General features: G+C 67.8%; 27 protein-coding genes and 1 riboswitch. Of the genes, 21 read left to right on the top strand and 6 right to left on the bottom strand.

The features are described from left to right. Nucleotides 1-531 precede the first annotated feature (531 nt). Nucleotides 532-825: a 4a-hydroxytetrahydrobiopterin dehydratase gene (locus LV79_RS00970; RefSeq protein WP_253831286.1), complete on the bottom strand. Its 294-nt coding sequence runs from the start codon at nucleotides 823-825 to the stop codon at nucleotides 532-534. A gap of 34 nt (nucleotides 826-859) precedes the next feature. Then, nucleotides 860-970: riboswitch (TPP riboswitch) on the top strand. A gap of 19 nt (nucleotides 971-989) precedes the next feature. Here LV79_RS00970 and LV79_RS00965 point away from each other — a divergent pair. Further along, complete coding sequence (locus tag LV79_RS00965) at nucleotides 990-2,027, top strand: thiamine ABC transporter substrate-binding protein (protein WP_253831285.1); 1,038 nt, start codon at nucleotides 990-992, stop codon at nucleotides 2,025-2,027. Further along, a complete protein-coding gene (locus tag LV79_RS00960) occupies nucleotides 1,991-3,589 on the top strand; it encodes an ABC transporter permease (RefSeq protein WP_253831284.1) in 1,599 nt (532 codons plus the stop codon). Before LV79_RS00965 ends, LV79_RS00960 begins: the two co-directional genes overlap by 37 nt. Here LV79_RS00960 and LV79_RS00955 read toward each other — a convergent pair. Further along, nucleotides 3,586-4,086 (bottom strand): hypothetical protein, encoded by a 501-nt coding sequence (locus LV79_RS00955; RefSeq protein ID WP_253831283.1) that lies wholly within the window; start codon nucleotides 4,084-4,086, stop codon nucleotides 3,586-3,588. The two genes, LV79_RS00960 and LV79_RS00955, sit on opposite strands and share 4 nt — an antisense overlap. A gap of 25 nt (nucleotides 4,087-4,111) precedes the next feature. Here LV79_RS00955 and LV79_RS00950 point away from each other — a divergent pair, with 25 nt between their 5' ends. Further along, nucleotides 4,112-5,140 carry an ABC transporter ATP-binding protein gene (locus LV79_RS00950; RefSeq protein ID WP_253831282.1) on the top strand — a complete coding sequence of 343 codons (1,029 nt, stop codon included), beginning with the start codon at nucleotides 4,112-4,114 and terminating at the stop codon, nucleotides 5,138-5,140. 533 nt (nucleotides 5,141-5,673) lie between these two features. Here LV79_RS00950 and LV79_RS00945 read toward each other — a convergent pair. Genes LV79_RS00945 through LV79_RS00935 form a run of 3 tightly spaced genes read right to left on the bottom strand, consistent with a single transcriptional unit; the run spans nucleotide 5,674 to nucleotide 8,616 of the window. Beyond that, the gene (locus tag LV79_RS00945; RefSeq protein ID WP_253831281.1) at nucleotides 5,674-6,513 is read right to left on the bottom strand and encodes an ABC transporter permease; all 840 of its coding nucleotides are present in this window, start codon (nucleotides 6,511-6,513) and stop codon (nucleotides 5,674-5,676) included. Nucleotides 6,514-6,553: 40 nt separating this feature from the next. Further along, the gene (locus LV79_RS00940; protein ID WP_301320371.1) at nucleotides 6,554-7,543 is read right to left on the bottom strand and encodes an ABC transporter ATP-binding protein; all 990 of its coding nucleotides are present in this window, start codon (nucleotides 7,541-7,543) and stop codon (nucleotides 6,554-6,556) included. 5 nt (nucleotides 7,544-7,548) lie between these two features. Further along, the gene (locus tag LV79_RS00935) at nucleotides 7,549-8,616 is read right to left on the bottom strand and encodes a LolA family protein (RefSeq protein WP_253831279.1); all 1,068 of its coding nucleotides are present in this window, start codon (nucleotides 8,614-8,616) and stop codon (nucleotides 7,549-7,551) included. A 132-nt stretch (nucleotides 8,617-8,748) separates the two neighbouring features. Here LV79_RS00935 and LV79_RS00930 point away from each other — a divergent pair, with 132 nt between their 5' ends. The 12 genes from LV79_RS00930 to LV79_RS00875 all read left to right on the top strand — a co-directional run bounded on the left by LV79_RS00930 (nucleotide 8,749) and on the right by LV79_RS00875 (nucleotide 16,106). Further along, nucleotides 8,749-9,483: a response regulator transcription factor gene (locus LV79_RS00930; protein ID WP_253831278.1), complete on the top strand. Its 735-nt coding sequence runs from the start codon at nucleotides 8,749-8,751 to the stop codon at nucleotides 9,481-9,483. A gap of 26 nt (nucleotides 9,484-9,509) precedes the next feature. Then, nucleotides 9,510-10,814, top strand: a complete 1,305-nt coding sequence (locus LV79_RS00925) for a sensor histidine kinase (protein ID WP_253831277.1) — start codon at nucleotides 9,510-9,512, stop codon at nucleotides 10,812-10,814. A 13-nt stretch (nucleotides 10,815-10,827) separates the two neighbouring features. Next, nucleotides 10,828-11,211, top strand: a complete 384-nt coding sequence (locus tag LV79_RS00920) for a (deoxy)nucleoside triphosphate pyrophosphohydrolase (RefSeq protein WP_253831276.1) — start codon at nucleotides 10,828-10,830, stop codon at nucleotides 11,209-11,211. A 106-nt stretch (nucleotides 11,212-11,317) separates the two neighbouring features. After that, nucleotides 11,318-11,893, top strand: coding sequence for an SMI1/KNR4 family protein (locus LV79_RS00915; protein ID WP_253831275.1), 576 nt, complete (start codon nucleotides 11,318-11,320; stop codon nucleotides 11,891-11,893). Between the two features lie 166 nt (nucleotides 11,894-12,059). Beyond that, complete coding sequence (locus tag LV79_RS00910) at nucleotides 12,060-12,287, top strand: hypothetical protein (protein WP_253831274.1); 228 nt, start codon at nucleotides 12,060-12,062, stop codon at nucleotides 12,285-12,287. A gap of 32 nt (nucleotides 12,288-12,319) precedes the next feature. Further along, nucleotides 12,320-12,958 (top strand): SMI1/KNR4 family protein, encoded by a 639-nt coding sequence (locus LV79_RS00905; RefSeq protein WP_253831273.1) that lies wholly within the window; start codon nucleotides 12,320-12,322, stop codon nucleotides 12,956-12,958. Between the two features lie 23 nt (nucleotides 12,959-12,981). Further along, entirely contained in the window at nucleotides 12,982-13,473 is a 492-nt protein-coding gene (locus LV79_RS00900; RefSeq protein WP_253831272.1) for a DUF4240 domain-containing protein, read from the top strand. A gap of 359 nt (nucleotides 13,474-13,832) precedes the next feature. Then, entirely contained in the window at nucleotides 13,833-14,075 is a 243-nt protein-coding gene (locus tag LV79_RS00895) for a hypothetical protein (RefSeq protein ID WP_253831271.1), read from the top strand. 127 nt (nucleotides 14,076-14,202) lie between these two features. Beyond that, nucleotides 14,203-14,589 (top strand): Hint domain-containing protein, encoded by a 387-nt coding sequence (locus tag LV79_RS00890; RefSeq protein WP_253831270.1) that lies wholly within the window; start codon nucleotides 14,203-14,205, stop codon nucleotides 14,587-14,589. A 176-nt stretch (nucleotides 14,590-14,765) separates the two neighbouring features. Then, nucleotides 14,766-15,188, top strand: a complete 423-nt coding sequence (locus LV79_RS00885; RefSeq protein ID WP_253831269.1) for a DUF4240 domain-containing protein — start codon at nucleotides 14,766-14,768, stop codon at nucleotides 15,186-15,188. A gap of 210 nt (nucleotides 15,189-15,398) precedes the next feature. Continuing rightward, on the top strand, nucleotides 15,399-15,821 hold the full coding sequence (locus LV79_RS00880) for a DUF4240 domain-containing protein (RefSeq protein WP_253831268.1): 423 nt from the start codon (nucleotides 15,399-15,401) through the stop codon (nucleotides 15,819-15,821). Nucleotides 15,822-15,857: 36 nt separating this feature from the next. Next, entirely contained in the window at nucleotides 15,858-16,106 is a 249-nt protein-coding gene (locus LV79_RS00875; RefSeq protein WP_253831267.1) for a DUF6881 domain-containing protein, read from the top strand. A gap of 596 nt (nucleotides 16,107-16,702) precedes the next feature. Here LV79_RS00875 and LV79_RS00870 read toward each other — a convergent pair. After that, complete coding sequence (locus LV79_RS00870) at nucleotides 16,703-16,897, bottom strand: hypothetical protein (protein ID WP_253831266.1); 195 nt, start codon at nucleotides 16,895-16,897, stop codon at nucleotides 16,703-16,705. A 207-nt stretch (nucleotides 16,898-17,104) separates the two neighbouring features. Between LV79_RS00870 and LV79_RS00865 the strand changes: the two genes are divergently transcribed. The 6 genes from LV79_RS00865 to LV79_RS00840 all read left to right on the top strand — a co-directional run bounded on the left by LV79_RS00865 (nucleotide 17,105) and on the right by LV79_RS00840 (nucleotide 23,028). Continuing rightward, complete coding sequence (locus LV79_RS00865) at nucleotides 17,105-17,980, top strand: helix-turn-helix domain-containing protein (protein ID WP_253831265.1); 876 nt, start codon at nucleotides 17,105-17,107, stop codon at nucleotides 17,978-17,980. After that, on the top strand, nucleotides 17,977-18,156 hold the full coding sequence (locus LV79_RS00860) for a DUF397 domain-containing protein (protein ID WP_253831264.1): 180 nt from the start codon (nucleotides 17,977-17,979) through the stop codon (nucleotides 18,154-18,156). The genes LV79_RS00865 and LV79_RS00860 overlap by 4 nt, the downstream gene beginning before the upstream one ends. 27 nt (nucleotides 18,157-18,183) lie before the next feature. Next, nucleotides 18,184-18,882: a hypothetical protein gene (locus tag LV79_RS34315; protein ID WP_253831263.1), complete on the top strand. Its 699-nt coding sequence runs from the start codon at nucleotides 18,184-18,186 to the stop codon at nucleotides 18,880-18,882. Continuing rightward, nucleotides 18,879-19,502 carry a Fic family protein gene (locus LV79_RS00850; protein ID WP_253831262.1) on the top strand — a complete coding sequence of 208 codons (624 nt, stop codon included), beginning with the start codon at nucleotides 18,879-18,881 and terminating at the stop codon, nucleotides 19,500-19,502. Before LV79_RS34315 ends, LV79_RS00850 begins: the two co-directional genes overlap by 4 nt. A 182-nt stretch (nucleotides 19,503-19,684) precedes the next feature. Further along, the gene (locus tag LV79_RS00845) at nucleotides 19,685-22,834 is read left to right on the top strand and encodes an RHS repeat-associated core domain-containing protein (protein ID WP_253831261.1); all 3,150 of its coding nucleotides are present in this window, start codon (nucleotides 19,685-19,687) and stop codon (nucleotides 22,832-22,834) included. Continuing rightward, nucleotides 22,831-23,028: a hypothetical protein gene (locus tag LV79_RS00840; protein WP_253831260.1), complete on the top strand. Its 198-nt coding sequence runs from the start codon at nucleotides 22,831-22,833 to the stop codon at nucleotides 23,026-23,028. Before LV79_RS00845 ends, LV79_RS00840 begins: the two co-directional genes overlap by 4 nt. Nucleotides 23,029-23,049: the final 21 nt, after the last annotated feature.

Raw genomic sequence — 23,049 nt, 5'->3', positions numbered from 1 at the left:
CCGTGGTATTCGCGAGATCGTCACCCGAACCAGGTATCTCGCTATTTTCGGCCAATCCAAGGTGACCGGGAAATGGATACCGCGATCTGATTTTCACAGCTGTAGACCCCGCAGCGGACTCAAGTGTCCAACAGCGCGGGGACAGAGTGCTGTGGTCCGGCGCGGTCGTGTGGTGAACCCGGTGGACCGGGGCGTCGCGGCGGGCACCTGCTGGTTCGCCACCGCATGAGGGCCCCGACGCGGGCGCGTCGACGACCACCGTGGCCAAAGGCGCCGCGGGGTGGTGGGCGGGGACCTGTCCGTCCCGGTGGCCGACGCTGTCATGGGGGTCGACGTGGTCACCCTGGCGGGTGTGATCGCCCCGCTCCCGCAGGTCAGCGGCCACTCTCTGTCACAGGTGGTCGCTTGGCCCCAGGCCCAGCGCTCCTCGGCACCGCGGGCACGATCCACGGCGGCATCACCTACCAGGTCACCGGCCCGTTCCGGGGGTGACGGCGGGGGAGGCGGCGCTGGTGGGCGCCGCCCCCTCGGTCAGCCGATGGCGGAGACGATGCCGTCGATCTCCGTGGCCAGGCTGGTGTCCAGCGCGGTCACCCCGCCCGCGGAGTGCGTGGAGCAGCGGAAGGTGACCTTGTTCCACCGGATGTCGATGTCCGGGTGGTGGTTGTCGTTCTCGGCGATCTCGGCCACCCGGTTCACCGCCTGGATCGCCTGGGCGAAGTCGGCGAACTGGGCCACCAGGACCAGCCCGCCCTCCACCAGTCGCCACTTGGGCAGCCTGCCCAGGGCCTTGCCGATCTCGGGGTCGCTCAGCAGTTGCGCCATGGTCCCCATCCTGGCCCCAACCGCAGGCGTACGCTCATCTCGCCACGGGAGTCCGGCACGCCGGGCTGAGAGGAGGGCACGCGGCCCTCGACCGTCCACACCTGATCGGGATCATGCCCGCGCAGGGAGGTGCTCGTGGCGCGCTCGCCCGAGGAAGGACTCCCATGCGCAGACGCAGTCTCCTGCTGGCCGCCGCCATGACCATCCCGCTGGTCGCGGGGTGCACCACCAGCACCCAGGACAACGCCGAGCGCACGGTGGTCCTCGTCACGCACGACTCGTTCTCCGTCGAGCAGTCGGTGCTGGACAAGTTCAAGGCCGACACCGGGATCAAGATCGACGTGCGCAAGAGCGGGGACGCGGGCGCGCTGACCGCCCAGCTCGTGCTCACCAAGGCCGCGCCGATCGGGGACGCGGCGTTCGGAGTGGACACCACGTTCGCCGCACGCGCGCTCACGGAGGGTGTCTTCGCCGAGTACAAGCCCGCCGACGCCGACAAGGGTCCGCAGAAGTACGCGGTGGACAACTCGGGCAGGCTCACGGCGGTGGACGTCGGCGACGTGTGCGTCAACGTCGACCTCGGCGCCCTGGCCGGTCGCGAGCTGGCCACCCCGGCGACCTTCGAGGACCTCGCCGACCCGCGCTACAAGGACCTGCTGGTCGTGGAGGACCCGGCGACCAGCTCGCCCGGCCTCGCGTTCCTGATGGCCACCGTGGCGCACTACGGCACCAAGGACTGGGCGAACTACTGGAAGCGCCTCAAGGACAACGGCGTCAAGGTCGTCAGCGGCTGGGAGGAGGCCTACACCCAGGAGTTCTCCGGGTCCTCCGGCAAGGGGCCGCGGCCGCTGGTCGTGTCCTACGCGTCGTCCCCGTCGGCCGAGATCGGTGACGACGGCAAGCCCCGCACCTCCGCGCTGCTCGACACCTGCTTCCGCCAGGTGGAGTACGCCGGTGTGCTCAACGGCGCGAAGAACCCGGACGACGCCCGCAAGGTGGTCGACTTCCTGATCTCCGAGACGTTCCAGAAGCTGGTGCCGGAGGCCATGTACGTCTACCCGGTGCGCGACGGCGTCGAGCTGCCCACGGCCTGGCAGCAGGCCTCGCCCCGGCCGGAGGCGCCGTCGACGCTGCCCGCCGACGACATCCAGGCGAACCGGGAGCGGTGGATCGAGCAGTGGCGCACGGCCGTCCGGGCCTGACCGGCGCGCTGGCCACGGCCGCGCTGCCGCTGGGGTTCCTCGCTGTCTTCTTCCTGTGGCCGGTGGTGGCGATCGTCCGCCTCGGCCTGGGCCCCGGCGTCGGCGCGGTCTTGTCCAGTCCGGACACCTGGTCCATCGTCGGCTTCACCCTCGGCCAGGCGGCGGCCGCTACCGCTGTCGCGGTGCTGACCGGGTTGCCGGTGGCGTTCTTGCTGGCGCGGACGTCGTTGTGGGGAAACGGGTTCGTTCGCGCTGCGGTGATGGTGCCGTTCGTGCTGCCGACGGTGGTCGTTGGCCTCGCGTTCCGGTCGCTGTTCGGTGACGGCGGGCCGCTGGCGATCATCCTGGCGAACGCGTTCTTCAACGTGGCCGTCGTCGCGCGCACGGTGGCGGCGTTGTGGTCGCATGTGGACAGACGGGCGGAGGACGCGGCGCGGTCGCTCGGGGCTTCGCGGTGGCGGACGTTCTTCTCGGTGACGCTGCCGGTGTTGCGGCCCGCGATCTCGTCGTCGGCCGCGGTCGTGTTCTTGTTCTGCGCCACCAGCTTCGGTGTCGTCCTGCTGCTCGGGGGCGGGGAGTACGCGACGCTGGAGACTGAGATCTACCTGCGCACCGTGCAGCTGTTCGACCTCACCGGTGCGGCGGCGTTGTCGATGTTGCAGCTGGCCTCGGTTGTTGCGGTACTGGTGATCGGGGCAATTTTGCGCCGCCGGTCGACGGCGTTGCGACTGCGGGGCCGGGCCGACACCGCGCGGCGTCCGGTGGGGGGCGAGTGGGGCATCGTTGCGGCGGCATGGGGCGTCGTTGTGGCGTTGATGGTGCCGATCGTGTCGCTGGTCGCGAAGTCGTTCGAGTCGGGCCTGGACGGCTACCGTGCGATCGGCGGCACCGGCTTTCGCGGGTCGTTGCAGGTCACGGGCTGGGAAGCGGTGCTCAACTCGCTGCGCGCCGCCACCGATGCGACCTGGCTCGCACTGGTGCTCGGCGTGCTGACCTGCGTCGCACTGGTGACGTTGGGTCGCACCAGGGCCCGGCCGAGCCTCATCGAGACCATCGACACCGCGATGATGCTGCCGCTGGGCGTGTCCGCCGTGACGGTCGGCTTCGGGTACCTGATCACCCTGGACGCGCTGCCCGGCGACCTGCGCACGTCCCCGTTGCTGGTCCCGCTCGCGCAGGCGCTGGTGGTGACGCCGCTGGTCATCCGCACCCTGCTGCCGGTGCTGCGGTCGATCGACGACCGCCTCCGCCAGGCCGCCGCCACCCTGGGCGCCGCGCCGTGGCAGGTCTGGCGCGAGGTCGACATCCCGCTGGCCGCCCGGTCGTTCCTCGCCGCGACCGCCTTCGCCTACGCCGTCGCCCTGGGGGAGTTCGGCGCGACCAGCTTCCTGGCGCGACCAGAGTCGGCGACGCTGCCGGTGGTCATCGGGCGGCTCGTGGCCAGGCCGGGTGAGCTGAACAACCAGCTGGCGTACGCATCCTGCACGCTGTTGATGCTGGTCACGGTGGCCATCGTGATCACCGTCGACCGGCTGCGCGTCGGCTCGGTCGGGGAGTTCTAGTGCCCGTCCAAGAACTCCTCGACCGCCGTGCAGACCTGGCCGAGCACGGCTGCCGAGCGGGCCATCGGGCCGGGCACCAGCATCGAGTGGTCGGCGCCGTCGACCTCCAGCACGTGCGGGGACAGGCTCCTCGCCAGCTCGCCGTCCCAGAACCGGTCCGCCGTGCCACCCACCAGCAACGCGGGCGCCGGGTTGGCCCTGATCCCGGCGACCACGGCGGCGTCGGTCAGCACAGGCGTCAGCCAGACCGCCGTGAGCCCGCGCTCGGCGACCACCCCGGCGCTGAACGTCCCCAGCGACTTCGCGATCACCAAGGGCGGCTCGGCAAGGCCGTCGAGGATGGCGGCCACGTGCGCGGGGACTCGTTCCGGCGTGAACCCGTCGGGCCAGGTCACCGGCATGACGTCAGCGCCCCGGCGGGTGGTCGCCTCGCGGAGGTAGTCCAGCAGGGGCATGGTCGCGGTGTAGCCGTGGCCGGGGAGCAGCAAGGTCAGCACGCCACCCAGTATGGAGGGAAGTCCGATGCTCCGCGTTGAGGGCGTGACCGTGCGGTACGGCAGGGTGCCTGCTGTGTCCTCTGTGGACATGGAGATCGCCGACGGTGAGGTGCTGGCGCTGCTGGGGCCGTCCGGCTGCGGTAAGTCGACGCTGCTGCGCGCGGTCGCGGGCCTGGAACCGGCGGACGGGGTGATCTCGTGGGACGGGGTCGATCTGAGTGGCGTTCCGGTGCACCGCCGTGGTTTCGGGCTGGTTTTCCAGGATGGGCAACTGTTCCCGCACCGGACGGTCGCCGGGAACGTCGCCTTCGGGCTGCGCATGGCGGGGGAGCGGCGCGTCGAAGGTCGGGTGGATGAGCTGCTGGAGCTGGTCGGCCTTGAGGGTTTCGGCCCGCGGCGGGTGACGGAACTTTCAGGCGGCGAACAACAACGCGTCGCCTTGGCTCGCGCTTTGGCTCCCCGGCCTCGGTTGCTGCTGCTGGATGAGCCATTGTCTGCTTTGGACAGATCGCTCCGGGAGCAGCTGGCCATCGACCTTTCCCGACTCCTGCGCGACTCCGGTACGACGGCACTGGTCGTCACCCACGACCACGACGAAGCCTTCACCCTGGCCAGTCGCGTGGCCGTGATGCGCGCTGGTCGGATCGTCCAGACCGGTACCCCTGAACAGGTTTGGCGCTATCCGACGGACGAGGACACTGCCCGTTTCCTGGGCTGCACCACCTTTATGGATGGCACCGCCCTGAACGGCACCATCCAGACCCCCTTCGGCCCCGCTCCCCTCACCGCCCCCGACGGCCCTGTCCGCCTGGGCCTCCGCCCCACAGCCCTCCACGCTGGCCCCGGCCCCACCCCCGCAACCATCCTCACGGCCGTCCACCGCCGCGACCACATCCGCCTCACGGTCACCACATCCGCAGGCCAAGTGGACGCCATCACCAGCATCACAACCCCCCCAACCCCCGGCACCCCCACCACCCTCTCCCTAGCCCCCGACGGCCTAGCCATCATCACCCCAACCCCGAAAACCCCACGAGCCCACGACGTCCTCTAGGCCGCATTCCTCGTCCCATCACAGCCCCGCGCGTCGGAGCTCCTACGCGCAAGAGGCGTTTCCGCCGCCGCAGTGCCCCCGCTGCTGAGGTAACCCCTTTGCAGAAGCGCCCCCGGGCCACGCAACGCCCCCCCGCCCGGCAAACGTCCCTACCCCGCAACGCCCACCCGGCCTCGCAACACCCCCCACCCCGCAACGCCCGCTTCGCGCCCGCGCGCGGTCCCTCCCCCGCCCAGCCCCCACCCTCTCCGGGGGGCGGCCCTGGTCCAGTCTACAAGGACCCCCCGACATTCGATCTTGAACCGACCCCCGCAGAGATCCACATGTGGATAACTCCTGTCCCCCAGCAGAATGAACTTCAACCAGGTCTCATCACCAGATCCCCAGCTCACGCCGTCCACGCGACACAACCCATCGCCGCCAACGAAAAGTCGCCCGGCAACACCCGGCAACACCCGGCGACAAGATCCACAACAGACAGCAACGGCGACGCCCAAAGATCTGAGCGTCGCCGTTCCTACCCCCAAAGCGCGTCAGCCGTCGCGCGTGAGCATGCGGCTGTAAGCGATAGAGCCACCGATCAGCATGTAGCAGGCGGCGCGTAGTGCGCCTTCGACCAAGGGGCTCCACGAGATCGGGTCGCTGATGACCTCGCCGACCGCTTCCCAGCTGGTGGTGATCAGGACCGGGTCGATCCAGTCCAGGGCCGGGATCGCGCTCAGCACGCCCGACACGATCACGACTCCCAGCGTCACCACCACCACGATCAGCGGGTGCTCGGTATAAGCGGACACGGCCAGCGCTAGAGCCGACAACGCCCATACCTGCAGCGTCACATAGACCACCGTGATGAGTACCCGGCCGAGTGCGTCCGCGAACGGCAGGGACGTCCCCGACGCGGTCAGCATCCCGTCGCCGCCGAGCAGTGCGACGCCCGCGATCATGCCGGTGACCGCCATCAGGACCACGGCCAGCAGCGTCACCGACGCCACCCCGAACGCCTTCACCGCCAGCAGGCGACCCCGGCTCACCGGGGCCATCAGCATCCCGCGCAGCGTCCCGTGCGACGACTCCCCGGCCAGCGCGTCGGCGGCCAGCATCGCCCCGGTCAGCGGCAGCAGCATGGCGACCGCGATGGACAGCGCGAAGATCGGCAACAGCATCCCGTTGCCCATCACCAGCGCGGCCATCCCCTCGGCGCCCTCCCCCGTCTCCCCCGACGCCGCCGCGATCGCGATGCCGATGCCCATCACCACCGGCACCAGCCCGAGCAGCCCCAGCCCCACCAGCGTCCGCGGCCTGCGCAGGACCATCCGCAGCTCGGACCGCAGGACCCGCGTGATCGGCGCCCGGCGCACAGTCATCGTGGTCATCGGACACCCCCCGTGCTCAAGTCGAACCCAAGCCGCGCCCTCATCGCGCTTCCTCCGTCACCAACGGGTCTAGCTCGGCCAACTCAGCGGTAGCCGTGTCTTCCGTCAACCGCGCGAACAGATCCTCTAGCCCTGTCCGCTGCCGTCGGACCTCATGCACCGGTACCCCCGCCCGCACCAGTACCTCCACCACGGCAGGCGCCGTCGTGGCAGTTAGGTCTACCCGGACCCCCTCCGGCACTGGCCGCGCGGGCACTCGCTGTTCGCGTAGTGCGTCCACAGCCAGCGTGACCTCCGGCGTGCTCACCAACAGGTTGGCGCTACCGGCTTCCAGCAGTGTCGACAGTTCCCCCTGCGCCACCACCGTCCCCTGGTTCAAGACCGCCACGTGCGTGCAGGTGGCCTCTACCTCTGTCAGCAGGTGCGACGACACCAGCACCGTCGTCCCCGCGGCGTGCAGGTCCGCGATGATCGTGCGGATCTCACGGGTGCCGGCCGGGTCTAGACCGTTGGTCGGCTCGTCCAGCACTACGAACTTGCGCGGTACTAGAAGCGCCGCTGCCAACCCGAGCCGCTGCTTCATGCCCAGCGAGTACCCCCGGAACCGCCGTCCTGCCGCCCCCGTTAGCCCTACCCGCTCCAGCGCCGTCCCCACGGCGTTGGGGATGTCTGCACTAGCGAGCAACGGTTCCGCTGCCGCGAATCGCAGCAGGTTCTCGCGGCCGGAGAGGAAGGGATAGAACCCGGGCCCCTCCACTAGCGCTCCCACCTCAGGTAGCGCCAACGCCGCCCCGTCCGGCATCCGCTGACCGAGCAGTTCCACCTCACCGGCAGTGGGCGTCACCAGGCCGAGCAGCATCCGGATGGTCGTCGTCTTGCCTGATCCGTTGGGGCCGAGCATCCCCAGCACCGCGCCGGTCGGGACTTCCAGGTCGACGTTGTCCACGGCGACCGTTCCCCGGTAGACCTTGCGCAGGCCCTTGGTGCGGGCGGCCGCGGTGGTCACCGCGGCCGCCCCCTGCTCGGTCAAGCCGCTCACTTCTGCCCGAGGGCGTCGACGAGGACCTGCTGCGGCACGGCACCGACCGCGACCCGGCCGTCGGTGGTCACCAGCGCGGTGCCGACCTTGGTCGAGATCACGTACCCGGTGCCGAAGGACCCGGAGACCTCCTTGCCCAGCTTCTTGAGGATGCTGGTGGCGTCCAGCGGACCGCCGCGCTCACCGGACTGCGGGATCTGCGCCGACAGCAGCGCCGCGGGCACCCGACCGGTCGCGACCACGTCCCAGCCCTCGCCGACGACCTTCAGGTCGGCCGACCTGAACAGCTCCTCGTGCTCTTCCTTGTTCGTGTCGTCCTTCTTGCCCTCGATCACCTTCGCGCCGGGCGGCGGGGTGAAGGTGAACAGCGCCGGGTCCTGCGCGCCGGTGCTGAACTCGGTGAACCCGATCCGCAGCGCCGGGTCGGACTGGCCGTTGGCCAGCACCTCCAGCCGCAGCGGCACCCTGGTCTGCGCGTCGATGGCGATCCGGACCTCGCGCAGCAGTGTCCGCTCGGTCGGCTTCGGGGTCAGCACCAGCTGGTAGGCGGCCCGGTCGGCCACCCGCGCGGTCCCGTCGACGGTGACCGTGCTGTCCTTCTTGATCAGCTCGACCAGGTCGCGGGCCGCGGTCGCCGGGTCGGCCAGCTTCTCCTCGGCGTCGTCCTTGCCCTCGCTGGTGTACTTGGTGACGGACTTGTCCGCGGAGTTCCACAGCCAGGTCGTGGTGCCGTCCTGGACGAAGGTCCGCTCACCGCCGCCCTGCTTGAGCGCGATCCGGCCGCGGCCCTGGCCGTCGGTGTAGACCCGGGCCAGCTCCTCGTCGCTCGACCCCGCGGGCAGGCCCGGGATGGGCAGGCCGATGTTGTTGCGCAGCTCCACCGCACCGGCCAGCGCCGGGGTGTCGGCGTCGATGACCGACTGCACGAGCGCCTCCGCGCTCACCGGCGGCAGCACGGGCGGCGCCTCGTTGGCCCCGGCCGGGCTGGCGATCAGCACCAACCCGGCGACCCCCGCCGCCGTCCCCGCCGCCGCGACGGTCAGCGCCGTCCTCTTCCTGTCCATTGCTCTCTCCCCTGTTCGGGTTGTCGTTCCCGCACCGAGAACACTGCGCCACGGCCGCTGAGATGGCGCTGAGAGCGGCCTGCCTGCTGAGAGTCGGCTGAGAGTCCGCGCCCCTGGTGGGTCGGTAGCGCCATGATGGCACCTGTGAAGCCTCGGGTGCTGGTGGTCGACGACGAGCTGGGTGTGCGGCGCGCCCTGCAACGCGGGTTGACCGCCGAGGGCATGGACGTGGTCGTCGCCGCCGACGGGCCCAGTGCCCTGCGGGTGGCGCTGACCGGCGCGTTCGACGTGATCCTGCTCGACATCATGCTGCCCGGCCTCTCGGGCTACCGGGTGCTGGAGCGGCTGCGCGCCGACGGCGTGCGGACCCCGGTGCTGCTGGTGTCGGCCAAGGACGGCGAGGTCGACCAGGCCGACGGCCTCGACCTCGGCGCCGACGGGTACCTGGTCAAGCCGTTCTCCTTCGTCGTGCTGGTCGCCCAGGTCAGGGCCGTGCTGCGGCGCGGGTCGGACGAGGGGAGCGGGCGGACGCTGCGGCTGGGCAGGCTGGAGGTCGACCGGGGGACTCGCCAGGTGCGGTTCGACGGGGTGCAGGTGTCGCTGAGCCCGCGGGAGTTCGCGGTGCTGGACACGCTGGCCGGGCGCGCAGGGTCGGTGGTCACCAAGGACGAGCTGCTGCGCGCGGTGTGGGGCGACGAGCAGGCCGCGACGCGCAACGCCGTGGAGGTCTATGTCGGCTACCTGCGGCGCAAGCTCGACGCCGCGGGTGCGGACGGCATCGTGCGCACGGTCCGCGGACACGGCTACCTGGCCTCGACGACCGAGCTGGACGCCGCCATAGACCCGGCCGCGGCTCCGCCCCGGTGATCGGCCTGCTGTGGCGGCGCCGCTCTATGCGCTTCCGAGTCACGACCGTCGCCACGGCCGTCACCCTCGCGGTGCTGGTAGTGCTAGCGCTGCTGACCAGCCGGATGATCGGCCCGTTGCTGGTCAAGTCGACCGACGACGAGCTCGCACCAGTGCTGTCTGCTGCTCTTACGGCGGTCGCGGAAGGTAAGGCGCCCTCGTCCGGTACGCCGAACATCAACGTGCACGTACTCGACACCGCAGGGACGCCGGTGGATGACCGTCCGGCGCCGGTGCTCTCACCTGCTGACGTGAGGGTCCTCAAGGCCGGTACGCCAGTCTTGCGGCTGTCGGACACCCCGCCTACGCGCTGGCAGGGGACTATCGCGACCAGCCCGGACGGGTCGCAGCGTCTGGTGGTCGTCGGTGCTGGCTTGCCCGGTTACGCGGCCGCGCACGGTAGCGCTCTCCAGTGGCTCTTGGTCGCCGCGATCATCGTCGCCGCGGCTGGGGCTCTGGCCACGTGGTTCGCGGTGCGATCGGCGCTTCGGCCCGTGCAACGAATGCGCGCCGCGGCGACCCGGCTAGGTGCAGGCAAACGTTTGCCCCTGCCACCGTCGCACGATGAGCTGCGCGATTTGGCTGGCGCGCTTAACGACCTGCTGGCCCGCCGCGACGAGGCTGCTGACCGATTGCGCCGCTTCACCGGCGACGCGGCGCACGAGCTGAGGTCCCCAGTCGCGTCGATCCGGGTGCAGGCGGAGGTCGCGGTCCGGCACCCAGACCCAGAACTGTCGCAAGAGGTGCTGACTGAGGTAGTCCACGAGTCCGAGCGCCTGTCGTCTCTTGTCGACGGCCTCCTCACGCTCGCCCGGTCCGACGCGGGAGAGGTACCGCCAGCAGAGCCGGTAGACCTATTTGCCGCCGCTCACGCTGCCGCCACTCGGTGCTCGTCTGAGGACGGGCCCGAGGTCGTGGTGCACACCCCGGCTGGGTTGTGCTGGGTGTGGGCGGCGCACAGCGAGGTGGACCTGGTCTTGGACAACCTGCTGCGCAACGCTGTTAGGCATGCCAGCTCACTGATCACGGTCACGGTTATCGCGGGCACGACGGTTACACGCCTCGTGGTCGACGACGACGGCGCAGGTATCCCTCCCGGGCACCGTCGGCGCGTGTTCGACCGGTTCTATCGGGTGCAGGACGACCGCGCGCGCAGCAGTGGGGGTACCGGGCTTGGATTGGCTCTAGTGGCAGAGGTGGTCCGTCGGCGTGGGGGGACCGTGCGGGTGTCGGAGTCGCCGGAAGGTGGGGCGCGCTTCTTGGTTAGTTGGCGCACTACGACTCTGACGTGACAGATTGCCAGCCGTGACTTCCGTCGTAGTGGGAACCGCCATCATCGGTCCCCAAGGCCTCTTGGCCCAAGAGCGCGCGTTCCCCCCAGAGCAAGCCGGCATGTGGGAAGTCCCCGGCGGCCGCGTAGAACCTGGGGAGACAGAGCAAGAGGCCGTCCGCCGCGAGTGCCAAGAAGAACTAGGCATCACCGTCACCGTAGGCCCCCGCGTAGGCCCCGACATCCCCCTACGCGAAAACCTGGTCCTCCGCGTCTACGCCGCCCAAGTCCTCTCGGGCACCCCCGAACCCCGCGAACACCGAACCCTCCGTTGGCTAACTGCCACCGACCTCCCCACCGTCAACTGGCTCCCCGCCGACCGCGCCCTACTCCCCGCCCTCCGCGCCCTACTCCCGTAACCGATAGCGTGCGGATCCCTGGGGAGCTGGCGCAGGCGCCGCAGGCAGTGGGAGAGGCTCAATGAACAGCCATTTCGAGGGTGTGGACTTTCGCACAGGTCCGCCTGTGGATGACGAGATGGTCTTGGCAGCCGAAGCCGAACTCGGCTATGTCCTGCCACGTTCGTACGTCGAGTTGATCAGACAGACGAACGGCGGACTGTTCAAGCGCCGGTGCTGCCCTGTCACCTTTCCGACCTCCTGGGCGCCGGATCACTTCGAAATCCGATCGCTAGTCGGCATCGGCGGCGAACGCGGGATAGACACGCGATTCGGCAGCAAGTACATGATCGAAGAATGGGAGTACCCCAACGTAGGCATCGTGATCTGCGACCTGCCCTCTGGTGGACATGACATGGTCATGCTCGACTATCGGGAGTGCGGCCCGGGCGGTGAACCTGCGGTGGTCTATGTCGACGAGGACCGGGTCCCCCGCAGAGTCGCCGACACCTTCGCCGAGTTCTTGGGTATTCTACGCGACTGTGGATCATTCCAGATCGTCGACTGGATCACGTCGAGCGTTGACCGGGGAGTGCTCCACGTCCTGTTCGATGAACCTGAGCCGCCCGCGTTGTTGTGGATCTCCCGGTTGGCAGGCATTGCCTGGGAGTGGTCCGCATCCGACAATTTCCGGACGGCATAAACCTTGTCGGTGACCAGTCCCAATTAGGGGACTATCGGCCGAGTTGTTTCGTGGATCTTGAAGTTTCGAGAAAGGGCATTGGGTTGAGTGAGTATGCGGTGTTGTCACCCTTGTGCTGAGTGGTGGGAATTTCGGTACGGATGATGACAGGAGCAAGGTTCGTGCGTTGGAGGAGGATATTCGGCAAGCGGTCGAGTCAGCTGGTGTTGGGGAGTTCGACGGGGATGAGTTTGGTGGCGGCAAAGTGGTCCTCTTCATGTACGGAGCCGATGCCGACAAGTTGTTCGCCGTCGTCGAGCCGATACTGCGCCGTGATTCCTCCTACTCCGGGCATGCCGTCCTGAGGTACGGCGAGCCTGGTGAGTCGACGCGCAGGCGGGAGGTCGACTTTTAGTCGACCGCTCGATGCGGTTATAGGGTGGCGGGGTGGACCATCTTGAGAAGCTTCTCCGTGCGGCCAGTGGGCCGACTTGCCCAGCTGCGTCGGGTGACGATCTAGCGGAGCTGCTGTCCGAGTGGGGGCGGGTCGGTGGGGAGCTGGCCTCGTTGCTTGGGTGGCGGAACGGGTTCTATGGGTTCTTGTCGGCGTTGCACCTGCGGGGGCTCGGTGGGGAGACGCCGGCGGGGTTGGTGGGGTGGAACTCGGCGGGGTGTTGGCGGGAGACGTTTGCTGGTCTCGCTGATGGGCGCCTGTACTTCGCGGAGGACGTATTCGGGTTCCAGTTCGCGATCGCGGCGGGTGGGGAGGCTGTGGTGGCGTTCGACTCGGAAACGGGTCAGGTCGAGGAGGTCGCCGACAGCCTTGATGGCTGGGCGGAGGTGATCCTGGAGGAGCCCGAGTACCGGACCGGTTTCCCGTTGGCACGAGCCTGGCAGGAGCGCAATGGTGCCCTCGCCGCAGGCACCCGGCTGTTCCCCAAACTGCCGTTCTTCGCGGGCGGTAAGTACGAAATCGAGAACCTGTACGCCAGCGACGCCGTCACCGGGATGCGAGCCCGGGGGAGCATAGCGGTTCAGATCAAAGACCTGCCGGATGGTGCTCGAATCGAATTCCAGATCGAGTAAAACGCGCGACGATGGGGGTTTCGATGGCAGGTGACATGGCCTCGGAGGAGGACGTGGTCCAGCCGATGTTGCCGGGCGCGGAGCGGTGGGTGCCTGATGTGGTGCTCAAGTTCTGGGAGATCCTGGGCTCATCTCCGATGTCGAACTCGTCCGATGCGCGTGCCGCATTGGCCGGTGTTGAGAGTCGTCTGCGGCTGTTGGAACCGGCAGAGTTGGTTGCGTTCCAAGAGCAGCTCGCGATCCAGCTGGGGGCACTTTATCGCGACGACCTGGCTTCTATTCCTGTCGAGATCAAGGGTGTGGTTTACGGGCAAAGCGATGACCATTTTCTCTACGCGAGGTGCGCATGTTTGCTCGCGGGCCAGGAGGCGGTCCGTCGAGTCATGGCGAAGCCTGAGCGGTTTGCCAAATTTGTTTCCCCGGGTGTCCAAGCGGAAGAGTTGATGTACCTGGCTGGCTATGAATACAAGCGGCGCACCGGCGGGGCGATGCAGGCCGTGCTGTTGCCTGATTAGTACGCGGGCTGGGACGTCGCGGACCTCGCGCGTCTCAAAGCTGTCGCGTGTGATGTTGGATACTTTGCTTCGAACTGGTCGTCCAGAGAAGTCCGCAGCCGCTATGGGGATCGCGTAGTGTACGCCGCAAACCGCATATCCTCACTGCCTGCAGTGTGCTCGCAGGCAGGGTGGACAAGTGAACGCTGTCAACCAAGGGTGGACTGATGAGTCAAGATGATAATTTCCTCGCGTCATTCGTGGCGCCAATCCACCACGGGTGCCTGATACTTCGAGACGGGGATACGCAGACAGGCCACGGTAGATGGGACCCTGGCGCCGCGCCCTTCGAAGTAATCGATGACTCCTTGATCTTCGCTGTGAATGCGGCGGTCGACGGTCCCGTGCACGTCAGCGTGTTCGACGGGGAACCGAATGGTCCCAGTGGTATCCATTATTTCACCGCTTCTCTGCCCATCTCGGCCAGGAAGATCATCCTGCATGATCCGAACGAGGAGGTTCAGCTGTCCTTCCGGCGCCCACTCGGCGACCTGACGGTCACCGTTTTCGCTGATTCGGGCAAGTTCCCGGATTTCGTCGAGATCTATCTGGGCTCGGTCTGACCATGATTCACCCGCCGGTTGGGTCGGATCGTCGAACAGCTGATCCAACCGGCGGTCGAGCCCGTCGGGGTGGCGTTGTACCTGCGGAGCGAATGGTTGCACCACTGCCCGGCGTACCCGGGTACTTTTGCGACGGCAACCGACCCACAGCTTCGTTCCCGGCACCCGCGTCCTGCTCGCCGACGGCACCAGCAAACCCATCGAAGACATCCGCCTCGGCGATGAGGTCCTGGCCGCTGATCCCGCCACCGGCCAGTCCGCCGCCCGCAAGGTCGTCGCCACCTGGGTCCACGACGACGAACCCGAACGTACCCAACTGACCTTCACCAACGGCGCCACCCTCACCGGCACCAACTGGCACCCATCTGGTCAGTCGACCAGAACCGCTGGATCAACCTCGGCGACATCACCCCCGGCACTCGCCTACTTGCCGCCAGCGGCGAACAGGCTAAGGTCTCTGCCAGACAAGATGAGGTTTCCGTCGGGCCTGTCTATGACCTTACAGTTGATGTAGAGGTGACCCACGTATGTGGATGTAAAAATGACGTCTTGGAGGTCGAGTACCTTCGTATGAGAAATCGCGAAGTCAAGGTGTCTCATTGTCGAATAAGATCGAGTCGCCGGGGAAGGCTATTTACGAGAGGCGTAGTTAGCCGATGTTGCCAGGCGCCGAGGGATGGGGTGTTTGGCATGACATTCGATTTTTGGTCGGTTATTGGCTCATCTCCTATGAGAGACGCATCCGACGTGCATGTCGCATTGAGTGAGGTCGGAGCTCGTCTACAGTCGCTTGATCTTGCGGACCTGGTCGCATTCCAAGAGCAGCTCGCTATACAGTTGGAGAGGCTCGGTCGCGATGATTTGGCGGCTCTCCCCATTGAGGCGCGGGGCGGGGCAATTTACTGGCAAACTGAAGACCATTTTCTCTACGCTAGGTGTGCTTGTTTACTTGCTGGACAGGAGGCTGTTCGTCGAGTTGTTGGCGAGCCTGAGTGGTTTGCTGCGTTCGTTGTGCCTAATCTTCAGTCGTCTGAAAAGTTGATGTACCTGGCTGATAGAGAATATGAACTGCAGGCTGGTGAGGCGATGAAGGTCGTGCAAATGCCGGACTGAGAAGAGCTAGTTGAACAGGCTGCAAGCTCGAATTGGGCAGCCATCTCGTTGTCGCAACCCGTGTCCGGCTCCAGGGAGCGCTGAGTATCTTCGCATGGAAGCTTTGCGACAAGGCGTTCCAATCTCTAATCGAATAGCCTCTCCAGGTAAGAGTATTCTTCAAAGGCGTTGTCAGCCGATGTGGCCAGGCGCGGAGAGATGGGGTTACTTGTGAGGCTCGATTTCTGGAAGGTGATCGGTGCGTGTGAGACGTTTGATGAGGCTGGCGTTGATGCCGCTCTGCGGGGCATTGAAGGTCGGTTGCGGTCGCTGAGTCCGGAAGAACTTGTCATGTTTCATCGTCAGCTTGTTGTCAAGTTGGAGTTGCTGGACCGCGATGAACTGGCCTCCATGCCGGTCCGGCGCCCGGGGGGTGAGGTTTGGGAGCAGTCGATCGACGGCTTTCTTTATGCCAGATGTGCGTGCATGCTCGCGGGGAAGGAGGAGTCTCGGCGGGTTTTCTCGGAGCCTGAGCGGTTTGCTGTTTTTGTCGACTCCGCAATGCTGTCGGCTGAAGAGTTGTTGTATTTGGCCCGGGCGGAGTATCGACGTCGTACTGGGAAGGCGATGAGAGGTGTTCCGGTGCCCAAGTAACGATCAAGGGGTTCTAGGTCGCGAGAGGAGGTGGGGGTGCTTTATCTATGGGCCGAGTGGATTCATGACGAAGCGAAGGAGCCGGTTTTGTTGATCAGTGAATTGGATGGGGACCGTCACGAGGTGCGAAAGGTTCAGGTTTACCGCGATGGTCGTGCGGCGTGGGCGGATGGTGGGCATGAGACGGACGAGATCGGGCTGGGGGAGGTGGCAGTGCCGTCATTGGAATTCATTAAACGAGCAAGCGGAGTTCAGGGCCTGGTACGGTTCGTCGGAGGATTTTGAGGTGGTGTGGCAGGCGGCGAAGGAGAGTGGGCGGTATGAGGTTGGGCGGCCTCGATAAAGGCGGTCGGGTCGAGGTGACGTGGTAGCTGGGTGGGGCACCTGGTGATCCTGGGATGGCGGGGGCGAGTCGCGCTGGGGCCCAGGTCGGCTTGAGGGTGCCTGGGTGACCTTGTTCGTCGGGATGCCGCCAGGTGTGGGGGTGGGGGTGGCGGGGCACTTGGTGATCATGCGGGGATGGTGGGTGTGGGCTGGGGGCGCGGGCGTTGTCGGGTATGTGGTGGCGGCGGTGTTGTTGTTCCGGTCGGTGCCCTGGTTGATGGCGGGTGCGGTCGCGCTGGCGTGTGGTGGGGTTGCGGTTCTCGCAGCGTGGGTCTACCAGCGGGTGGTGCCTCGGGGGCGGCGGTGGGGGCGGATGGTTGTGGCGGTGGGGGTGCATGTCGTGGTGGCGGTGGCGGTGATGTTGGGGGATGTGGTGCCGGGGTTGGGGGCGCGATCGGGGGAGTGGGTGGGCCGGTGTTCTGGGCTGTGTGGGCCGCGGGGGACACGGCTTAGGGAGGTCCACCGCAGCGGTGGGGGTGGGCTGCGGTGGACCGGGGTCATGCCGAGAGTTCGGTCTTGACGAGGGTGATGAGGGCTTCCAGGGCGTCGTGGGTGAAGCGGAGGGTGAGGTCCTGGCCGGTGATGGACTCGTTGAAGTGGACGTCGATGCCCTCAGGGTCGGTCTCGAGGCGCATGGGGCAGTCGGTGGTGATGGTGACGAAGGTGTCGACGATGACGGGGCCCTGGCGCATGGTTTCTCCTGGTTAGTGGGGTCAAGATCGCGCTCCGGTGATGCCTGGCTACGCTGCGGAGGCGACCTCGGGGTTGTGGGTTACATGTATCCCATACGATAGGGGGTACATGCATCCCGTGGCAGACCCCCGATCGGGGGAAGTTTCCCCGGGCTCAACACCATGGTGGGATGGCTGCAGCCGTGCCCGCGACGACAGGAGAACGTGATGGCGAAGGGCGCGGCCACCATGCCCCGCGTCTTCCTCGGCGTGGCCCTGGCCCAACTGCGCGCCGATGCGGGGATCTCCCTGGAAGCGGCGGCCAAGCACGTCGGCAAGCCCCGCCAGCGCCTGATGAACCTGCTCGAGGGCCGCGCCACCTTCACCGAGCACGAACTGAGCGAGCTGGCCAAGTACCTGGGCGCCACCGGTGAACGCCTGGCCGAGCTGGAAGCTCTGGGCGCCGAGGCCCGTAAGTCTCCGACCGGCGACCCGTACACCGACATCGGCCCGGAGTCCTGGCGCCGGGTGGCGTACCTGGAGGCGGGCGCGACTTCGATCCAGGCCTACGAGAACGGTGTGTTCCCCGGCCTCGTGCAGAGCGGCGAGTACATCACGGCGCAGACGCTGGTGAACGACGGTGTCTGGCTCGATCCGATGGATGATCGCGCGCGGGCGAGCACGGTCGCGGCTCGGCTGGAGCGCCAGCGGCGGGTGTTCGAAGATCCCCGCACGAAGACGGTGAGCGTCTTCTTCAACGAGGACACCTTCAACGCCGGGCTGGGCAGCAAGGAAGTCATGGGTGCCCAGTGCGCGCACATGATCTCGCTGCTGGAGACCCACGCGAACCTGGAGATCCGCATCATCCCGAGTCCCAGCTGGGACAACCCTTTGACGAACAGCCTCATCCTGTTCGGCTTCGGAGAGTGGCTCCGCCCGATCGGCTTCCAGTCCGTCCAGTATGGACCATCGACCTACCTGGACAAGGATGAAGACACCGCGCGCATGGCGCGCGCGTTCGATCGGTTGCGGGATCTCACGCTCACCCGCGACGAGTCCCAGAGGCTGATCGCCGCGAAACAGGAAGGGTTTGGCACACCATGAACGGTCCCCGCGATACCGGCTGGTTCAAGAGCAGCTTCAGCAACACCTCCAACGACAACTGCGTGGAAGTCCGCTTCACCCAAGGAAACCCAGTCGCCATCCGCGACTCGAAGAACCCCACCGCCACCCTCTCCATCCCCACCCTGCGCCCCCTGCTCTCCTCGCTCACCCGCTGACCGGGAAGGCGTGGCATCCTCGGCGGCGTGGACCACACCGTGTCGCCGTGGGTGTTGCGCTGGGACGAGGTCGATCCGGGCCACCACCCGTTCGACGGCGGCCCGGTGCGCGACTTCGTCCGAGGCATTGCCCCGACTGTGCCCGCGCGGCTCACCGCCGCGGAAGAAGAGGCGCGCGACTGGTGGGACCATCCGGGCGAGGCGTGGGCGGATTCCGTCACCGCGAGCCTGATGGACCGCTACGGGTCCTGGGCCGCCGGGTGGCGCTGGGCCAAGGACGAGGGCGACTTCGGCGGCGGCCCGGTGGGGAGTTGGTGCTGTGCGCGGCATTCCCTCGCCAGCACCGAGGACACCGTGGCCAGGGTGGCCGACGCGCTGGTCGAGTGGCGCGGCTGGCTGGAAGAACTCGCCGAGTGCTTCGACCAGTACCCGTTGGCGGACCTCCCCGAACCGGAACGGCTCCAGGCATGGGAACGCGGCGCGGTCCGACTGGTGCACCACGTCGTGGAGCGCACCGCCGCGGGCGACGCCTGGTACCGGCACTGCGCACAGGTGCTGACCTGGTTCCTGGCGCGCTGGGGCGTGGCGGGCGACGTCGCGGCGGGGATGGTCGACGGGGCGATCGGTGGCAGGTTCGACAGTTGGATCGTGCCCGCCGACACGCTGGTCGACGACGTCGCCGAGCACATCGCCCGCGCTGCCACCGCCGCCAACCCCAGCCCGTGATCGACCACCTGCGCATCTGGTGCGAGGTCCGTGAACAGGTTCCCTGGCACGACATCCGCCACGGTCCCGGCTGGCCGCACGGCCGGGTCCTGGGGCGTCGCGACGGGTTGGTCCACCGGATCACGACGGTGGAACACGCCCGTGACCCCGTGCGGGCACGGCGTTTCCTGGCCGCTTACGACCAAGTGCGCACCGGTACCGCCGGTCCTCTCGACTTCGCGCTGCTCGCACAATGGCAGCGGACCGTCCTGGCCGTGGACCACGCGCCGTTCCGCAGCGGCCCGGCATTCGCCAAGGGCGGCCGTGAGCACTACGGCCTCGACAGCGACACCCCGGCGCGGTTCGACATCTGCCTCGCGGGCACCGAGGACCACACACTGCCCATCGCCTCACGCGCCGCCCGCGCCTACCTCGACGTCTGCTTCTTCCACCCCTTCACCGACGGCAACGCCCGCTCGGCCCTCCTGGCACTCGCCTTCGTACTCGCCAAGGCGAACATCGTGCTGGACCAGGTCGGCCCGCTCGCCATCCACCGCTCCGCCGACGACCCGGACAGCGCCAGGGGACTGGCCGACCTCGTTGTCACGCTGATCGAAAGCACCCAACGCCGCGGGTGCTAGTCCACCTCATCGTTGGCGTTTGCCGCGGCGACGAGCAGCACACCGTGGCCAAACCACGCAACGGGGTGGTCGTCGATGACCCTCCTCACCATCCCCCGGCGGACGCGCCGCAGCCGCGCGAACTGGTCTGATGTCCTCGACGCCGTGTCGCGTCACTGGGGAAGTTCCTGGGGAGGAATACCTTGAGCAACACTGGAAGAAGGCTGCGCGCGTGCGCCGTGGCCGCCGCCGTCGTGAGCTCGATGATCGTGGCGAACCCCCAAGCGGTGGCCGCGCCCAAGCTCCCGGCGACCGCGTGGGCCGCACCCGCGACGGTCGACCGGACACCCAGCGGCGGTGCTCCGCCCGCCACCGCGGCATCGGTCGCGCGGGCGTCGTGCATCTCGTCGCCGGAAGGGGTCCTGCCGGACCAGCCGTTCGAGCGGTTCAAGGTCAGCGACCGGTTCCAGGCCGCGGTCGAGCTCCACCGCGGCTACCTGTGGTTCCGGCACCGCGGGTTGACCGTGCGCGGCACCGGCCTGAACCTCGACCTCGGCTACGTCTACACCCACAGCGCGCCGTACGGCGACCAGTGGCTGTTCAACGCGGGCCGGGACATGGCGCTCGACCTGTCCTTCCTCGACACCGTGATCATGCGCGTCGACTCCGGCGGGTGCGTCACGTTCCGCAAGAACGCCGACGGCAGCTACCGCACCGAGGGCCGCGGTGTCCGGGTGAAGCTGACCAAGAACCCGGGTGGCTCCTTCACCGCCCGCTACCAGGACAGCGGTGAGACCTGGTCCTACGACGCGTTCGGCTGGCCGCTGAACCGGACCGACCGCAACGGCAACTCCATCACCTACTACTACAACGGTGACGGCAGCCTCGCCTCGCTCACCGACACCCAGGGCCGGGTCACCACGTTCGTCAACGACAGCAACGGCGACGTCGCGCAGGTGATCGACCCGACCGGCACGGTGGCCGCCCGCTACGACGGCCTCGGCACCGCGAACGCCACCATCACCGACCGCGACGGCAAGACCTACCAGATCACCCTGACCGGCAACTTCTACCAGGCGAGCGCGTTGGTTGACCCCCTGGGCAGGCAGTGGTCTTTCGAGTACGACGCGAGCACGGGCGACATCACCAAGGTCGTCACGCCCCGGCAGGCAGGCGTGATCGACACCCGGTTCACCAACGACTGGGACACCCGCACGGGCACCGAGACCGACCCGAACGGCAACACCACGACCTACACCTTCGACACCCAGGGCAGGCAGCTCTCGGCCAAGGACGCGCTCGGGCACAGCAAGGCGCAGACCTGGACGGCGAGCAGCCAGGTGCAGTCGGTGGCCGACGGACTGACCAACTCGACCACCGCCACCTTCGACACGGCGGACAACCTGATCTCGACGAAGCTGCCCACCGGCGCCGAGTCCACCGTCGGGTACACCAACACCGCGCTGCCGAGCCTGCCGACCTCGATCAAGGACCCGGCGGGCAACGAGCTGACCCACGAGTACGACGCGGCGGGCAACCTCACCAAGATCCGGTCCACCCCGCTGGCCGCCGACCTCGACGTCCGCACCTACACCAGCCCCAAGCGCCTGCTGGCCACGCAGAAGGACGCCAACGGCACCGTGACCCGATTCGGCTACGACGGCCCGGGGAACCTCACCTCCGTGACGCCGCCGTCCCCACTCGGGGTGACCCGCTACGGCTACGACTCGCTCTCGCGCGTCACCAGCATCACCGACGGCGCGGGCAAGAAGGTCGACTACGCCTACGACAAACTCGACCGCGTCGTGGCCATCAGCTCCGGCGGCACTGTGTCGCAGACCAACACTTACGACGCGCTCGGCAACCTGCTCACCCGTGCCACGCCGACGGTCACCACGACCCTCACCTACGACGTCTTCACCTTCGGGAGCCAGCCCACCAGCGTCAAGCGCACCCAAGGCGGCACGTCCGAGACGGTCACCTACACCTATGACAAATCGGGCAACCTCAAGACGCTGACCGACCCGTCCGGCACCACCACCTACGGGTACGACGCGGCGAACCGGCTGCTCACGCTGGCCGACGCGTTCGGCCAGACGACCACGTTCACCTACGACAACGCTGATCGCCGCACCGGCACCGCGTGGCCCGGGGGCGGGACCCAGACCAACACCTACGACAACGCCGGGCGGCAGACGAGCCTGGTGGCCAAGAACACCGGTGGTACCGAACTGCTCAAGGCCACCTACAGCTACACCACCTCCGGCGGCGCGGACAGCGACCTCCTGCAGTCCAAGACGATCGCCGGTGTCACCACCGCGTACACCTACGACGCGCAGCGCCACCTCACCAAGGCGGGTGCGGTGACCTACACCGTCGACAAGGCCGACAACATCACGAGCAACAACGGCACGGCCCAGCCGACCAACGCCGCGAACCAGCACACCGCGATCGGTGCCACCACCCTGTCCTACGACAACGCGGGCAACGTCACCGCGTCGGCCAACCCCACCACTACGTGGGAGTACTCCACGACCAACCAACTAGTGCGCGGCACGACCAGCGGCACGCAGACCTTCGCCGCGGGCTACGACACCACCACACAAGCCCAACCGCGCACCATCACGGAGACCAACGGCGCCACGACCACCGCGCACGTGTTCACCCAGACCGCGCTCGGTGTGACAACCGCGACCCGCAACGGAACCCGCACCAGCGTGTCCCGCGACCCAGACGGCAAGCTCGTCACCGAGAAGGTCGGCACCGCCCGCTACAACGTCGTCGTGGACCCGCAGGGTTCCGTCCTCGGCTTGGTCGACACGAGCGGAACCCTCGCGGGCAGCTACACCTACACCCCGTACGGCGGTGTGTCGCCCAGCGGCGCGGCCGCTACCGCCAACCCCTTCCGCTACCTCAGCGGCTACACCCTCGACGGCGGTCTGACGCTGCTCGGCTACCGGTACTACAACTCCAGCTGGGCCCGGTTCACCAGTCCCGACCCGACGAGCCAGGAGCGCAACGCCTACGCGTACGCCCAATCCGACCCGATCAACAACAGCGACCCGACCGGCGCCAGCACGGGGTCGTCGGTGGGCGCGTTCCTCGGTGGTCTCGCAGGCACCGTGATCGGCGGCGCGCTCGTCGCCAGCTGCCCGGCAACAGCGGGCCTCGGGTGTGCGGGAGCGGTCGCGGTCGTCGGCGGCCTCACCGCGGGCGCTGGTGCGGGCCTCGGGTCGACGATCGGCGGTGGCAGCCGGAGCGAGGTCCGCGACGACGGCCTGCTCGGCGTGGCGGGCGGTCTGGTGAAGGGCCTGGGCAAGCTGCGCGGCCCGATCGGGAAGCTCTTCTCGTGACCTCACCGGACCACCCCGCCAGGGGCAAGCGGTACTACCTGATCTCCGGGACGGTGCTGGCGGTGGTGCTCGTGGTCGCCATCACCCTCATCGACCGCGCCCCCTGGCTCCTGGTGCTCTCCGGCCCGTTCGTTGGCGGCTTCATCCTCAACGCCATCCTCGACCTCACCAAGCGCCGGAACCGCGCTGACTGAACCACCCACCGCGCGCTGAGG

The organism is Actinokineospora globicatena (assembly GCF_024171945.1).
Taxonomy (GTDB): Bacteria; Actinomycetota; Actinomycetes; order Mycobacteriales; family Pseudonocardiaceae; genus Actinokineospora; species Actinokineospora globicatena.
Note: the sequence above shows the minus strand (reverse complement) of the source record. Positions and strands in the feature narration are given on the sequence as shown.